The 12648-nt window shown below is 72.3% G+C and carries 9 protein-coding genes and 2 pseudogenes; 8 read left to right on the top strand and 3 right to left on the bottom strand.

The genetic code is table 11. The features are described 5' to 3' along the window. Positions 1 to 12 precede the first annotated feature (12 nt). The 5 genes from ABD223_RS16770 (at position 13) to ABD223_RS16750 (ending at position 6068) form a co-directional block, all read left to right on the top strand. Positions 13 to 642, top strand: coding sequence for a hypothetical protein (locus tag ABD223_RS16770; RefSeq protein WP_344037171.1), 630 nt, complete (start codon positions 13 to 15; stop codon positions 640 to 642). Positions 643 to 847: 205 nt separating this feature from the next. After that, a complete protein-coding gene (locus tag ABD223_RS16765; RefSeq protein WP_344037170.1) occupies positions 848 to 2182 on the top strand; it encodes an NAD(P)/FAD-dependent oxidoreductase in 1335 nt (444 codons plus the stop codon). Further along, positions 2179 to 3780 carry an aminotransferase class I/II-fold pyridoxal phosphate-dependent enzyme gene (locus tag ABD223_RS16760; protein WP_344037169.1) on the top strand — a complete coding sequence of 534 codons (1602 nt, stop codon included), beginning with the start codon at positions 2179 to 2181 and terminating at the stop codon, positions 3778 to 3780. Before ABD223_RS16765 ends, ABD223_RS16760 begins: the two co-directional genes overlap by 4 nt. A gap of 152 nt (positions 3781 to 3932) precedes the next feature. Next, positions 3933 to 4262, top strand: coding sequence for a DUF6204 family protein (locus ABD223_RS16755; RefSeq protein ID WP_344037168.1), 330 nt, complete (start codon positions 3933 to 3935; stop codon positions 4260 to 4262). Positions 4263 to 4541: 279 nt separating this feature from the next. Then, positions 4542 to 6068 carry a non-reducing end alpha-L-arabinofuranosidase family hydrolase gene (locus ABD223_RS16750; protein WP_344037167.1) on the top strand — a complete coding sequence of 509 codons (1527 nt, stop codon included), beginning with the start codon at positions 4542 to 4544 and terminating at the stop codon, positions 6066 to 6068. A gap of 44 nt (positions 6069 to 6112) precedes the next feature. On the opposite strand, the gene ABD223_RS16745 is transcribed toward ABD223_RS16750, so the two are convergent. Together ABD223_RS16745 and ABD223_RS43540 are read right to left on the bottom strand one after the other, a co-directional pair. Beyond that, positions 6113 to 6319, bottom strand: coding sequence for a hypothetical protein (locus ABD223_RS16745; RefSeq protein WP_344037166.1), 207 nt, complete (start codon positions 6317 to 6319; stop codon positions 6113 to 6115). Between the two features lie 28 nt (positions 6320 to 6347). Continuing rightward, a pseudogene (locus ABD223_RS43540) lies at positions 6348 to 6506 on the bottom strand (zinc-binding dehydrogenase); the annotation flags it as partial. A gap of 258 nt (positions 6507 to 6764) precedes the next feature. Here ABD223_RS43540 and ABD223_RS16735 point away from each other — a divergent pair. Next, positions 6765 to 6962 (top strand): annotated as a pseudogene (locus ABD223_RS16735) (response regulator transcription factor); the annotation flags it as partial. Between the two features lie 39 nt (positions 6963 to 7001). Here ABD223_RS16735 and ABD223_RS16730 read toward each other — a convergent pair. After that, the gene (locus ABD223_RS16730; protein ID WP_344037165.1) at positions 7002 to 8312 is read right to left on the bottom strand and encodes a serine hydrolase domain-containing protein; all 1311 of its coding nucleotides are present in this window, start codon (positions 8310 to 8312) and stop codon (positions 7002 to 7004) included. A 191-nt stretch (positions 8313 to 8503) separates the two neighbouring features. On the opposite strand from ABD223_RS16730, the gene ABD223_RS16725 reads away from it, so the two are divergent. Then, the gene (locus ABD223_RS16725; protein ID WP_344037164.1) at positions 8504 to 9673 is read left to right on the top strand and encodes a cellulose-binding domain-containing protein; all 1170 of its coding nucleotides are present in this window, start codon (positions 8504 to 8506) and stop codon (positions 9671 to 9673) included. A 215-nt stretch (positions 9674 to 9888) separates the two neighbouring features. Further along, positions 9889 to 12612, top strand: a complete 2724-nt coding sequence (locus tag ABD223_RS16720; protein WP_344037163.1) for an AfsR/SARP family transcriptional regulator — start codon at positions 9889 to 9891, stop codon at positions 12610 to 12612. Positions 12613 to 12648: the final 36 nt, after the last annotated feature.

Genomic DNA, 12648 nt, shown 5'->3' with positions numbered 1-12648 from the left:
TAGGTTTTCGGCATGATGAGACTGGGGGTCGTCATCCTGCTGTTGGTGACCTGCGCACCGGCCTGCTCGTCGGCCGACGCCGAGTACGGCGTGCCCGTCGAAGCGTGTGGCCTCGTGGACCCGGCGACGGTCGCGGCGCTCGCTGACGGCCTCACCGGGACGACGCCGCGCCAGGAACCGGTCCGGACGCTGACCGACCGGGTCGACGTGATCGAGTGCCGCCACGAGTTCGGCGGTCCCGACACCGTGTCGATCCCGCCGTACGACGAGCTCGCGCCGGACACCCCGGGCACGCCCGCCTACCGCTACACCTCGGTCACCGCCATGCGCTTCCACGAGGTCGACGACGAGTCGGGCACCGACATCGCCCGGCACTTCCTCGCCTCCGACCCGCAGGAGAAGGTGCCGAACCTCGCGGGGCTCGGCCTCGACGACGGCGACATCGGGCAGCGCCTCAACGGCGTGGCGAGCTACACCCGGATCCGGGCCGTCGACGCGAACCTGGTGCTGGTGATCGACTACGGCGGGGCGAACTCCGACGCCAAACCGGCGGGCCTGCCCGCCGACGTACGCCGGGCCGGCGCCCTGCGGCTGCTCGCCGACGCGGCGGCCCGGCTCCCCTGCCCCGAGCCGGACTGCTGAGCCGAGGCGCCCGGGCACGCCGTTCCCGACGGGCTGGGCGAAGTGCCGAAGGGCAAATTATTTCACATTTCCCGAGGGGTGCCCCGCTCGTTCGGGCGTCCAATCCTGCCCATTTTTACCATGAATGGCCGGTGTCGCAAAAATAGGGGGGTCCTCGGCCGTTCGGCTCTGTACAGGGTTATGGAGGCGCTGTTGAGATGATCACATGTACAACGCAATTGTCATAGGTGGCCGGTGCGCCGGCGCGGCGGTCGGGGCGCACCTCGCCCGGCGTGGGCTCCGCGTGTTGGTGGTGGACCGGTCGCGGTTTCCCAGTGATGTCCTGTCCACGCATTTCGTCTGGCCGCACGGAGCTTCCTACCTGAACCGGTTGGGCGTGTTGGACCAGGTGAGGGCCGTGACGCCCGCGCACACCCGGGTCACCGTGGTCAACAACGGCATCGCCCTGCGCGGCAGCGTGCCCGAGGAGCTGCTGCGCAACCAGTTCCGGCTGCTGCACGACGACGACAGCGGCATCACCACGGAGTACTTCTCGGTCCGCCGGCACGTGCTGGACAAGATCCTGGTCGACAACGCGGTGCGCGCCGGCGTGGAGTTCCGCGAGGGGTACACCGTCAAAGAGCTCTTACAAGATGAAGACGGGACCGTCATCGGCATCAAAGGTCGGGATGGAACGGTCGAGCGCGCGCAGGTGGTGATCGGGGCGGACGGGCGGAACTCCTTCGTGGCGCGCGCCCTCGGGTTGGAGAAGTTCGACGAGCGGCCGCGGTGCACCTTCGCCTACTGGAGCTACTTCAGCGGCATCCCCGACGCCGACGCGCAGATCCACCGGCGGGGCAGGCTCGGCATGGCGATGGCCTCGACCAACAACGGGCAGACCATGGTGCTGACGTGGGGGCCGAGCGAGTGGGCCGAGGCGTTCCGGGCCGACGTCGAGGGCAACTTCCACCGCGCGCTCGGCCTGATCAGCGAGGAGGCGGCGGACACCGTGGCGCGGGCGCGCCGGGAGGAGCGCTTCTACGGGACGCTCGACCAGGCCGCCTACCTGAGGCGGCTGCACGGGCCCGGCTGGGTGCTGGTGGGCGACGCCGAGTCGTTCAAGGACCAGTGCACGGCGCTCGGGATCACCCACGCCCTGCGCGACGCGGAGCTGGCCGCGGAGGCGGTCGGCCGGTGGCTCGGCGGCGAGACCGACCGGGACACCGCCATGGCCGGGTACGCGGCCAAGCGCCGCAGCCAGACCGCCGCGGCCTACTACGACTACGTGTGCACGCTCGCGGAGATGAAGCCGCTGCGGCACGACGAGCTGCAACTGTTCGCGATCCTGCGCGGCAACCAGGCCGAGATCGACCGCTTCATCGCCACCCACGTCGACGTGGCGCCGGTCTCGGAGTTCTTCGACCCGTCCAACGTGTTCCTGCTCAACGACACGGCCAAGGAGTCCTCGCGCGACCACAGCGCGTTCGCCGACTTCGAGGCGACCTACCGCGAGCACCAGCGGAACCCGTTCCCGCGCGTGGCGGCGGAGGCGACCCGATGACCGACGCCCTGGCACACCAGCGCGAGGACGGCGAGGTCGTCGCCGCGCTCATCACCGCGGCCGACGGGGCCGACACCGACCTGCTCACCGCGGCCAAGGCGGTCGCCGCCGCCGCGCGCGAGGTGTCGGACATGATGCGGAACTGGGCCGCCCACATCCCGTGGGAGGACCTGGAGGAGCTGGACACCCTCCCGGCCGACGAGGTGGCCCGCTTCTTCGACGAGGACTTCCCGGCGGTCCGGGCCGACCTGGAACCGATGTGGGAACCGGCGACGGCGGCCGCGGCCGCGATCGACCCCGACGAGGACTACGCGCTCGACAAGAACGCCTACGACTTCTTCCGGCCCGTGGGGGCCAACCTGCTCGCCCGCACCGAGGAGTTCCACGGCTGGGTGGAGGCGCGCAGGCGCACCGAGACCTGGCAGTACTCCCGGGTCCTCGAAGCGGCGCCCGGCGGGGTCGCGACCATCACCAACGACCTGAGCAAACCCGCCCGGGGCATCAACTTCAACTCCCAGGACTACCTGTCGTTCAACGCCCACCCGGAGATCCGGGAGGCGGCGGTCAGGGCGATGCGCGACTTCGGCCCGCACAGCGCCGGGTCGCCGATGGTGCTGGGCAACACCCGCATCTCCGACGAGCTGGAGGCCGCCCTCGGCGCGCTGGTCGGCCTGGAGCACGTCACGCTGTTCTCGAACGGGTGGTCGGCGGGGTTCGGCACCGTCACCGGCCTGGTCCGCCAGGAGGACCACGTCCTCATCGACCGCCTCGCCCACTCGTGCCTCCAGACGGGGGCGCGCGCGGCGACCAGGAACATCACCCGCTACACCCACCTCGACGTCGAGGCCGTGCGCACCCACCTGGCCCGGATCCGCGCCACCGACACGCACAACGGCATCATGGTCATCACCGACGGCCTGTTCTCGGTGGACGCCGACTGGCCGGACCTCGTCGCCCTCCAGGAGGTCTGCCGCGCCCACGACGCGACCCTGCTGGTCGACGTGGCCCACGACCTCGGCTCGATGGGCCCCGGCGGCACCGGCGTCCTGGGCATGCAGGACATGCTGGGCCAGGTCGACCTGGTCATGGGCGCGTTCTCCAAGACCTTCGCGTCCAACGGCGGCTTCGTCGCGGCCAGGTCGCCCGCGGTGAAGCAGTACATCAAGATGTTCGCCGCGTCCCACTTCTTCTCCAACGCCCTGTCGCCGATGCAGACCGCGGTGGTGCTCAAGGCGGCCGAGATCATCCGCACCGACGAGGGCGAGGCCCTGCGCGGACGGCTGTTCTCCGCCATCCACGCCCTGCGCGACGAGTTGACGACGCGCGGGTTGACCTGCATGGGCTCGCCGAGCCCGATCGTGCCGGTCCTGATCGGCAACGAGAAGCTGGCCCGGACGGTCAACCGCCTGCTGTTCGACCGCGGGGTGCTCGCGTTCATGGTCGAGTTCCCCGTCACCCCGACCGGCGCCTCGCGCTTCCGGTTGCAGGTGCAGGCCGCGCACGAGCCGGAGCAGGCGAGGGAAGCGGCCCGCATCATCGACGAGGCCCTCCGCGACGCGAAGGAGTACCTGTCCAGCGCGTTCGGCAACTCGTTCTAGCGGGACGGGGCGCTCGCGGCCAACACGAGCGCCCCGCTCCGTGCTCCCGTGCGCGGCCGGCTCGATCGCCCGCGGGCCCGGTCAAATCGATTGCGGTCCGCCCGCCCGGTGGCCCACGATGCACCCACAGCCGGGCGAGCGAGGGGCGGCACGTGGTGGAGCACACCTACCGGGTCATGGTGCGCGGCAGGTTCACCGACCTCGACGACGCCGGGCGCGGCCGGCTGCTGGCCGAGGTCGAGCGGCACGGGCTGCTCACCAACGGCTTCTCCGAGCGGGGCGCGCTGTCCTACGACAGGTCGCTGGACTTCTTCAGCTTCCGCGTGCAGCTGCGCGCGGAGGTGGAGGAGACCGACCGGGCCGTGTGCGATCGCGCGCTGGCGCTGGCGTCCCGCGCGGTCGAGGAGTTCGGCGTGGACTTCCGCGACATGCGCGCCTCCGCCACGGACATGGACCTGGTCAAGGTCCGCCGGGCTCGGTAATCGCCGTCGAACGGCCGCATTCGCGTCCGAGCTAAAGAATTCGCGCCCCTTTTTAGCAATCCACAATGCGCGCGCTCGACCACCCGCGCACCCGTGCGAAACTTTTTCGTCACGTCTTGACCGCCCAGGCGTCATCGGTCACAGTCAGGTGGACGCGGCAAGCGTCGCAGCGGCAATGCCGCGCCCCAATGCACCTCATTTGCCCGCGGTAACGGCAAGCGTGAATTGTTAGCGCTAACATAAAAATCGGATCATCACCTCGACGAAGAGGAGACGCCCATGGCCGGGTCTGGCCACCACCCGCCCACCGCCGTCCCACGAGCCCGCGGTCGCCGCGTGGCCGCTGTCATCGCTGCCGTCACCACGCTGCTCGCCGGGCTGGTGGTGGCGCTCGGCGCGGCGCCCGCGTCGGCGGCGACGGTCGACACGAACGCGTGGTACGTGCTGGTCAACCGCAACAGCGGCAAGGCCTTGGACGTCTACAACCTCGCCACCAACGACGGCGCCCGCATCACCCAGTGGGCCCGCAACGACGGCAACCAGCAGCAGTGGCAGTTCGTCGACTCCGGCGGCGGCTACTACCGGCTCAAGTCGCGCCACTCCGGCAAGGTCCTCGACGTCCACAACCTCTCCACCGCCGACGGCGGCGCGATCGTCCAGTGGACCGACAACAACACCACCAACCAGCAGTTCCGCCTCGCCGACTCCGACGGCGGCCACGTGCGGCTGATCAACCGCAACAGCAACAAGGCCGTCGAGGTCCAGGGCGCGTCCACCGCCGACGGCGGCAACGTCGTGCAGTACAGCGACTGGGGCGGCGCCAACCAGCAGTGGCAGCTCGTCCGCATCGGCGGCGGCAACCCCACCACCACGACGACGACCACCTCGCAGGGCGGCGGGTGCTCGCTCCCGTCGACGTACCGCTGGTCCTCGACGGGCTCGCTGGCGAACCCGAGGTCGGGGTGGGTGTCGCTCAAGGACTTCACCCACGTCATGCACAACGGCAGGCACCTGGTCTACGCCACCACGCACGACACGGGCACGTCCTGGGGCTCGATGAACTTCGGGCTCTTCACCAACTGGTCCGACATGGCCTCGGCGCCCCAGCAGGCCATGAACTCCGGCACCGTCGCACCCACGCTGCTCTACTTCGCCCCGAAGAACATCTGGGTGCTCGCCTACCAGTGGGGCGGGACCGCGTTCACCTACCGGACGTCGAGCGACCCCACCAACCCGAACGGGTGGTCGTCGCCGCAGGTGCTCTCCACGGCGAGCATCACCGGCTCCGGCACGGGACCCATCGACCAGACGCTCATCGGCGACGGCCAGAACATGTACCTGTTCTTCGCCGGTGACAACGGCAAGATCTACCGCCAGGTCATGCCCCTCGGGAACTTCCCCGGCAGCTTCGGCTCCTCCTACACGACCATCATGAGCGACACGACGAACAACCTGTTCGAGGCGCCCGAGGTCTACAAGGTCCAGGGCCAGAACCAGTACCTGATGATCGTCGAGGCGATCGGCGCCAACGGGCGCTACTTCCGCTCGTTCACGTCCAGCAGCCTGAGCGGTTCGTGGACCCCGCAGGCCGCCACCGAGGGCAACCCCTTCGCGGGCAAGGCCAACAGCGGCGCCACCTGGACCAACGACATCAGCCACGGCGACCTGATCCGCACCAACCCCGACCAGACCAAGACCATCGACCCCTGCAACCTCCAGTTGCTGTACCAGGGCCGCAACCCCAGCTCCGGCGGCGACTACGGCAAGCTGCCCTACCGGCCGGGTCTGCTGACGCTGCAACGCTGATCACCTGATCAGGGTCCACTCCCGACCGGGCGGGCGCCTCACCCTCACCAGGTGAGGCGCCCGCCCGGCGCCGTGAGGAACCGGCGGTGCTCCAGGCCGGGACCGCGGCGGGTGAGGAGCAGGACGAGGGCGAGCGCGATCGCCATGGCGACCACGTAGCCGACCTCGAACACGAGGGGGTCGGCCGCGTGCTCGGGCGTGACCAGCGGCGTCCACCGGTCCGACGAGGCTGCCGCCGTCGGACGTGCCACCGCCGGGCAGGACGAGGGTCCCGGTGGGGGTCAGCACGCGCCGGCAGTCGGTCAACGACCGGTTGCCGACCAGGTCCAGCACGACGTGGTGGCGCCGACCGCCGCGGGAGAAGTCGTCGCGGGTGTAGTGGACGACGTGGTCGGCGCCGATCGACCTGACCAGGTCGACGTTCCCGGCGCCGCACACACCGGTCACGTCCGCGCCGAACGCCTTGGCGAGCTGGACTGCGAAGGTGCCCGCACCACCGGGCGCCCCGTTGACCAGGACCTGCTGTCCGGGCCGCGTCGCGCAGGCACGTGAGGGCGGTCGTGGCGGCCGCCTGCTCGAAGGTCGGGTTGGCCGGTTTCGGCTCGACCAGGTCGGCCGGGGCGCTTCGAGTTGGACGAGCACATCGGCGAGGCCCTGCGCGCCGCCGCCGGTTTCCCGGTGGAGAACACCGCGCCCGCCGAACTCGCCAACCGGGAACGGCAGGTGGTCGCGCCGGCCGGCACCGGCCTGTCCAACGACGGGATCGCCGCCCGCCTGGTGGTGAGCCCCGCCACGGCCAGGACCCACGTGTCGCGCGCGATGGTCGAGCTCGGCGCCAGGGACCGCGCGCAGCTCGTGGTGTTCGCCTACGAGGCCGGCCTGGTCCGCCCCGGCCGGCTGCCCTGGTCGGTCACGCCCGGCATCGCCGGGCCGTCAGGTGATCCGGTGGGCGGCGGCGCCGTTGTGCAGGAAGCGGGCCCGGCCGTGGTCGTCGGAGCCGACCAGGGAGAAGACCCGGTGGCCGTCGGGCTCCGGTTGGGCGGTGATGATCGAGCTGCCGTCGAGACCGACGACCTCGACGCGCTTCCCGGGTCCGCCGAGGAAGGACTCGGCGATGTCGTTGCGCGCGCGGTAGGTGAGGAACGCGCGGTCGTGCCCGGTGGTGAGGGTGATGTCGTAGAGGGTGGAGCGGTAGGTGCCGCACATGCGGTCCGCGTCGATCGCGGTCGGGTTCGGGGGCGGCACGGGCAGCGGTGCGGTCTCGACGCCGGCCAGCTCCCCGAGGGCCGTGCCGAGGATCTCGTGGGCCAGCGGCTCACCGCCCGTGCTGTTGGTCAGCACGGCCACCGCCACGCCCGCCGAGGGCGCGACGCGGAGGAACGCCTTCTGCCCCTTGGCGACACCGGTGTGGCCGACGACGCCGTCCCGGTGGAGCATCCAGCCCAGTCCCCAGCCGGTGACGCCGCCGCCGAAGTCCGGGACGGGCTCGACCTGGGGTTCGCGCAGCGCCGCCAGCGCGGGGTCGGCGAGGTGCCGGCGGACGAACTCCAGCAGGTCGCGCGCGCTGGTGGCGAGGTGCGAGCCGCTGGGCGCGGAGTAGTAGGACACCGCCCAGTCCTTCACCGGGACGACCTCTCCGCCGGTCCGGACGTGGCCGACCGCGGCGCGGTGCAGGATCGCCTCGTAGGGGTCGGTGGCGACCGTGCGCAGGCCCAGTGGCGCCACCAGGCGTTCGCGGAGCACGTCGTGGAAGGGCTTGCCGCGCAACACCTCCACCAGCCTGCCCAGCACCACGTACCCGCTGTTGGAGTAGGAGAGGATCGTGCCGGGCGGCAGGAGGTGGTCCGCCTCGGCGAGGGTGGCGACGAACCTCTCGATCGCGTCGTCGTTGCGACCGGTGTCGGTGAAGTGGTTGCCGTCGACACCGCCGGTGTGGGTGAGCAGGTGGCGGGCGGTCAGGGACCCGGTGGCGGCCGGGTCGCCGAGCCGGAAGCCGGGCAGGTGGTCGCGAACAGGGCGGTCGAGGTCCAGCACGCCGTCGTCGACCAGCTGCTGGACCAGCGTGGCCGTCCAGACCTTGGTGATGGAGCCGATCTTGAACACCGAGTCGGTCGTGGCCTCGACCCGCGTGCGCAGGCTCAGCACACCGGCGGCCTCGTCCCGGATCTCCCCGTCGGCCAGCACGGCGACCTGGGCGCCCGGCACCTCGTACTTGGTGATCAGCTCGCCCAGGTCCCACCCCATGCCGCCAGGCTAGCGGCCCGCCTCCACCGATCCGGAGCAGTCGGCGATCGTCAACTACGCACGGCCGTCACCAGGGCGGGACGCCTTCGCGGGAACGGCCGTTGCGGCGGTCGGAGTATTCCGCTGCGGTGACGGGATCGTTACAGTCAGCTTCTGGGAACGCTCCCAGAAACGACAACGAAGGGGTTGTTGTGCGAAATCTGCTGGCGGCGGTCGCCGCTGTCGTCTCCGTGGCCGGGTTGGTGGTGATCGGCGGGAACAGCTCCGCGGGAGCGGCCCCCGCCTGCGCCGTGGACTACAAGCTCAACCAGTGGTCCACCGGTTTCACCGCCAACGTGACCGTGACCAACCAGTCCGCTCCGGTCAGCTCGTGGCAACTCGCCTGGACCTTCCCGGGCAACCAGGCCGTCACCTCCGGGTGGAGCGCCGACGTGAAGCAATCCGGCAACAAGGTCACCGTGACCAACATGCCCTGGAACGGGTCGCTGGGCACGGGCGCCAGCGCCCAGTTCGGCTTCCAGGCCACCTACAGCGGCACGAACCAGGCGCCGACCGACTTCTCGTTCAACGGCGTCTCGTGCAACGAGGACGTGCCCACGAGCACCACCACCACGAGCAGCACCACGTCGACGACCACCACGACCACCACGACCACCACGACCACCACCTCGGACCAGCAGCCGGTCGGCTGCGGCACGGCGACCCTGTGCGACGGTTTCGAGGAGCAGACCGGCTCGACCCCGTCGGGCAAGTGGACCGTGGGCGCGGCCAACTGCACCGGCCAGGGCCGGGTCAGCATCGACAACGGCACCGCCCGCAGCGGCTCGAAGTCGGTGCGCGTCGACGGCGCCTCCGGCTACTGCAACCACATCTTCTTCGGCACCCCGCTGACCGGCTCCGGCACCGTGCACGGCCGGTTCTACGTCCGGCACACCACGAACCTGCCGATGGCGCACGTGACGTTCATGGCCATGAAGGACACCGCCGACAACGGCAAGGACCTGCGCATGGGCGGCCAGAACTCGGCGTTGCAGTGGAACCGCGAGTCCGACGACGCGACGCTGCCCGCGCAGAGCCCGCAGGGCGTGGCGCTGAGCAAGCCGCTGCCCACCGGCCAGTGGAACTGCGTCCAGTTCTCCGTCGACCCGGCCGGCAGGCTGTCGACCTCGCTCAACGGCACGTCCGTCACGGGCCTCCAGGTGGACGGCACGCCGACGCAGGACATCGACGACCAGTGGCTGCGGAAGGCCTGGCGGCCGACCCTGACGGACCTGCGCCTGGGCTGGGAGAGCTACGGCGACGGCGCGGACACCCTCTGGTACGACGACGTCGCCGTCGGCTCCTCGCCGATCACCTGCTGAGACAGGAGCGGGTCTTTCCCCTGTCGAAGGCCTGTCGGCAGGGGGAAGACCCGCTCCCGAGGCCCGCGCCCTCGGTACGATGTGGGGTCGACCGAAGTCAGCCCGGACGTCCCGCGCCCGGGACCCCGCCCACCTGATCGAGGGATGCCCTGATCGGCAAGGATCTCCGCCTGACCCTCCTGGGGCCGCTGCGCGCGTGGGTCGACGGCCGCGAGGTGCCGCTCGGACCGCCCCAGCAGCAAGCCGTGCTGGCGCTGCTGCTCGTGGCCGGTGGCCGGGCCGTGCCGATGGCCGACATCGTGGACGCGCTGTGGCCGGACAACCCGCCGCCCAGCGCGGCCAACGTCGTGCACCGGTACGTCGGCGCGCTGCGCCGGGTCATCGAACCGGACCTGCCGCGCCGCGCCACCGGCGGCTGGCTGCTCCCGGCCCCGGGCGGCTACCAGCCCGTGGTCGACGCCGGCAGCCTGGACCTGCTGCGGTTCCGCGAGCTGGTGCGCCGGGCGGGGGAGCAGGGCCCGCGCGACGGGCTCGCGTCGCTGCTCGACGCGCTGGACCTGTGGCAAGGGCCGGTGGCCGCGGGTGTCGTGGAGGAGATCCGGTCGGGCGCGCGGTTCGTGGCGGTCGAGCACGAGCGCGTGGCCGCGGTGCGGCTGGCGGTGCGGCTCGCGTTCGAGTGCGGCGAACCGGGCGCGGTGCTGCCCGCGCTCAGGCTGGTCGCGCACGGGCACCCGCTCGACGAGGCGCTGCACGCGGACCTGATGCTGGCGCTGGCCGCCACCGGGGCGCAGGCCGAGGCGATCGAGGTCTACGAGTCCTCGCGCGCCAGGCTCGCCGACGAGCTGGGGCTCGACCCCGGTGAGGCGCTGCGGGCGGCGCACCGGTCGGTGCTCGCCCCGGCGGGCGCGCCGCCCGCCGCGCCCGTGGTCCGGCCGGCCCAGCTGCCGCGCGCGCTCGACGCGTTCGTCGGCCGGGAGGACGAGGTCGAGGCGCTGTCGGAGGCCGCGGCCGAGGGCGCCGGGCTGCTCGTGGTCACCGGCATGGCGGGCGTCGGCAAGACGACCCTGGCGGTGCACCTGGCCCACCAGCTCGCCCAGCACCACCCCGACGGCCTGCTCTACGCCAACCTGCGCGGTTTCCACCCCGCCGGGCAGGCGGTGGCGCCGGCCGTGCAGCTGCACGACTTCCTGCACGCGCTGGGCGTGCGGCCCGCCGACGTGCCCGACGGGGAGCAGGCGCGGGCGGCGCTGTTCCGCAGCCTGCTCGCCGGCCGCCGCGCGCTGGTGCTGCTGGACAACGCCCGCGACGCCGAGCAGGTCCGGCCGCTGCTGCCCGGCCCGGGGTGCCTGACCGTGGTGACCAGCCGGGACGACCTGGCCGGCCTGGTCGCCACGGACAACGCCTTCGCGGTGCGGCTGGACGTCCTGGACGAGGACGCGGCGCGGGAGGTGCTGGTCCGCAGGCTGGGCAAGCGGCGGGTCGGGGCCGAGACCCGCGTCGTGGACGCGATCCTGACCGCGTGCGCGCGGTTGCCGCTGGCGCTGGCCGTGGTGGCCGCCCGCGCCGCCACCCGCCCCACCTTCACGCTCGCCGCGCTGGCCGAGGACCTGGTGGAGACCCGCGACGGCCTGGACGCGCTGTCCACCGGCGACGCCGCGCTGGACGTGCGGGCGGTGTTCTCCTGGTCCTACGACGCGCTGAGCCCGGCCGCGGCCGGGCTGTTCCGGCGGCTCGCGCTGACACCCGGCGACGACGTCGGCGCCGCGGCGGTGGCCGCGCTGCTCGGCGAACCCGCGGCGCGCACCCGGCGCGTGCTCGCCGAGCTGTGCGCCGCCCACCTGCTCACCGAGCACGCGCCCGGCCGCTACGCCCTGCACGACCTGCTGCGCCTCTACGCCGCCGAGCTGGCGCACGAGCACGACACCCTGGAAGAGCGCGACGCCGCCGTGCGGGCCGTGCTGGAGCACTACCTGCACACGGCGTGCGCGGCGGCCCTCGCGCTCTCGCCGGATCGGGTGCCGATCCCGCTGGACCCGCCCGCGGAGGCGGTGCGGCCGCTGCGGTTCGCCGACGGCGAGCGGGCGGCGGCGTGGTTCACCGCGGAGCACCAGGTCCTCCTGGCGGCCCAGGCGCGGGCGGCCGCGACCGGCAGGCACGACGTCGCCTGGCGGTTGGCCTGGGCGATGGCGCACCACCTGGACCGCACCGGCCACTGGCACGACCTGAGGGCCACCAGCGAGGCGGCCGTCGCGTCGGCCCGCCTCGTCGGCGACCGGCTCGGCGAGGGCCACGGGCTGGTGGGCCTGTCCCGGGCCGAAGCCGACCTGGGGCGCATCGCCGAGGCGTGCGGGCACAGCGAACGGGCGCTGGTGGCGCTCGACGGCGTGGCGGAACCGCGGCTGCTCGCCGAGTTGCGCCGCGGCATCAGCTGGCTCCACGAGTCCGCGGGCGACTACGACGCGGCCCTGCTGCACGCCCAGGAAGCCCTGCGCCTGCAACGCCTCGGCGGCGACCCGACCATGCTCGCCCGCGCGCTCAACGCCGTGGGCTGGTGCCTGGGGCTGGTCGGCCGGCACGAGGAGTCCCTGGCCCACTGCCTGGAGGGGCTGGCGCTGACCCGGCCCGACGACGGCTACGGCATGGCGGACCTGCGGGACAGCATCGCGAACGCGCTGTTCCACCTCGGCAGGCTCGACGAGGCGGCCGAGCAGTACCGCCGGGCCCTGGCCAGCTACGAGGAGCTGGGCATCCGCTTCGCGGTGGCCGACACGGGGGAGCGGCTGGGCGACGTCGAGGCGGTGGCCGGCCGCGCCGAGCGGGCCGTCGAGCAGTGGCGGGCGTCCCTGACCGCGTTCGAGGAGCTGGGCCTGCCCAGGGCCGACCGGCTCCGGGCCAAGCTGGCCGACCTCCTGGGCGGTAGTGACCCCCCGCCGCGTTGACGTTCACAAGTCGTGCACTTCGCCCTCCTAGCGTTG

It is taken from the genome of Saccharothrix xinjiangensis, from assembly GCF_039527585.1.
Taxonomy (GTDB): Bacteria; Actinomycetota; Actinomycetes; order Mycobacteriales; family Pseudonocardiaceae; genus Actinosynnema; species Actinosynnema xinjiangensis.
This window is presented reverse-complemented; position numbering and strand designations above follow the sequence as displayed.

Excerpts from the sequence above, each read along its gene's own strand:
- ABD223_RS16770 (WP_344037171.1), top strand. The coding sequence starts at position 13 with ATGATGAGACTGGGGGTCGTCATCCTGCTGTTGGTGACCTGCGCACCG.
- ABD223_RS16765 (WP_344037170.1), top strand. The coding sequence starts at position 848 with ATGTACAACGCAATTGTCATAGGTGGCCGGTGCGCCGGCGCGGCGGTC.
- ABD223_RS16760 (WP_344037169.1), top strand. The coding sequence starts at position 2,179 with ATGACCGACGCCCTGGCACACCAGCGCGAGGACGGCGAGGTCGTCGCC.
- ABD223_RS16730 (WP_344037165.1), bottom strand. The coding sequence starts at position 8,312 with ATGGGGTGGGACCTGGGCGAGCTGATCACCAAGTACGAGGTGCCGGGC.
- ABD223_RS16750 (WP_344037167.1), top strand. The coding sequence starts at position 4,542 with ATGGCCGGGTCTGGCCACCACCCGCCCACCGCCGTCCCACGAGCCCGC.